Annotated in this window: 3 protein-coding genes and 1 pseudogene; all 4 read right to left on the bottom strand. The window is 55.9% G+C overall.

Translation table 11 applies throughout. The features are described 5' to 3' along the window. A partial coding sequence (locus BLX41_RS31870) for a T6SS effector phospholipase Tle3 domain-containing protein (protein WP_473241697.1) occupies positions 1 to 451 on the bottom strand: 451 nt, incomplete at its 3' end. Beyond that, positions 448 to 948, bottom strand: a complete 501-nt coding sequence (locus tag BLX41_RS31865; RefSeq protein ID WP_123728078.1) for a hypothetical protein — start codon at positions 946 to 948, stop codon at positions 448 to 450. The genes BLX41_RS31865 and BLX41_RS31870, both read right to left, overlap by 4 nt. Before the next feature lie 171 nt (positions 949 to 1,119). After that, entirely contained in the window at positions 1,120 to 1,614 is a 495-nt protein-coding gene (locus BLX41_RS31860) for a hypothetical protein (RefSeq protein ID WP_123728077.1), read from the bottom strand. 173 nt (positions 1,615 to 1,787) lie between these two features. Then, positions 1,788 to 1,906 (bottom strand): annotated as a pseudogene (locus BLX41_RS37570) (hypothetical protein); the annotation flags it as partial.

Raw genomic sequence — 1,906 nt, 5'->3', positions numbered from 1 at the left:
GGCGGTTTTTGTTGCGATCCATCCACTCGCCGTGGGGCGCATCCTTGATGATGTGCTGCTCTTCCTCGCGAAAGCCCCAATAGAACGGAATGACCACGCTGCGGCTGTCGGCGCCGTTGGCCGCAGCGCCGAATTTGCGCCGGTAGTAAACCGCGTCGGGGTTGCTGGCCTTGCCATCATCGTCCTCGGGCAAGCTGTAGCCGGCCGGGCGCAGCCAGCCTGGATTGCTCACGCCATTGGGCAGGGTCGGCGACATGTCCAGGCGTTCGTTGAGCCCCTCGCACAGGCCGCGCTCGATGCGCTCGTAGCAACCGGCAAGATCGTTGACGCCATGCACCACGATGGTCACGCAGGGCTTGGGGGGCGGCGCGATCAGGTGCACATCGCCACCGCCTGGCAGGGTGATCGCTTCACCGGTGCAAATGGTCCTCATCCGAACGGCGTCATTCATCGTGCAGGTCCTCCTTGATGTTGCGCTGCGATCCTTCGAGCCCGGCAATCTGCGCGAGCCAGGACTTGCAAGGCGTCAGGTTTATCTTCCAGACAAAACTCGGTAACGGTGTTGTCAACCGTCTGTTGGTGCAGTCGGCTCCGCTCGTTGAAATGAATGAACAGGTTGTAACTGCCTCCTGGTTGTAAAGCCTCATGTCTGAGAACCCTTACGGTTGCTCCCGGGTAGTTGCCAAACAAGGTGAGATCCGGCTGCTGCCAACCAGCGGGGAGCGCAATGTCCCATATCGTTTCATCGCAACGCTGAGCACCAAGGCGGCAGAGAAGCACATGCGTAATTTCTAGATTGTTGGTTTCAGCCAACAGGGGACGCAGATCAACGACAGGCTGGTTATCCCTGATCAAGACCGGGGTCGCTGGCGGCATTCTGGAAACGGCCTGGACAGAGGTTGCGATCAGGGCGATCAACAGGAATAAAGGCGATATATCAGACTTCATGACTTGGTACCCTGACGCAGTTTTTTCAATGTGAATTCGATTTTTGCCAAGGACTCAGTTGCCCCTTTGGCCGACGTCGGCAGCCCTCATCTGCAGCTCATCTTTGATCGTGCTTATCCTCATTGAGGCATGAACAGCAAACATCCAGATTACGGGCTACACCCCATCGATTCAGGGCAGTGATTGCCGCTCTTCGGCATTTCTTCGAGCCAGGCAAAGCGCCGATTCCTGGACTTTTACCCCCTCCCCTTCGTCTATCAGACAAAACTCCACAAAGGTGCTGGAAACTGTTTGTTTATGCCAACGACCGCGCTCCTTGAAGTGAATATTGAGGTTGTAACTACCCCCCGGCTGCAGCGCTTTGCGGTTCTGCGTTCTGACCAAAGCACCGGGGTAGTCGCCCAACAATTCTATTTGCGGCTGAATCCAGCCGTCGGGAAGGTCAATATCCCAGAGCGTTTCGTAACACTTGCTGGCGGTCCGACGGCAGAGAAACACTTGGGTGATCTCCAGGTTGTTGGTGTCCGCCAATAGAGGTCGAAGGTCCGCTATTGGACGACCGGAATTGATCGTCACTGGAGTTTCCGGAGGACGTTTGGACACGGCCCATGTTGGCCATGGCATCAGCAAAACCCCACAGAACACAGCAAACATCAGGCCTTTCATCGTTCAATACCCCGCCGGGAAGTTGCCCAATACAGGCTTGAGCTTTGTCAGTACCTGAGTGTTTCCAGATTCCAGGCCTTGGTAGTAATCACGCACAATGTCTCCTTGCTGCTCGATGTTGTAGTCCTTGAGCGTCTTCCCAGGCTCCACCTGATACTGGTACTGGTCTCCTATCAGGAACTGCTTTGCTTGCTCGAACGCCTCATGCTCACATTGGCAATACTCATGGCATCTTTCTGCAACAGCTGCGTTGCGCCTTGCGCATCGGTCACGCCTTCGACGATTTCACCAT

Origin of the sequence: Pseudomonas protegens (assembly GCF_003732485.1) — a bacterium.
GTDB lineage: Bacteria > Pseudomonadota > Gammaproteobacteria > Pseudomonadales > Pseudomonadaceae > Aquipseudomonas > Aquipseudomonas protegens_B.
This window is presented reverse-complemented; position numbering and strand designations above follow the sequence as displayed.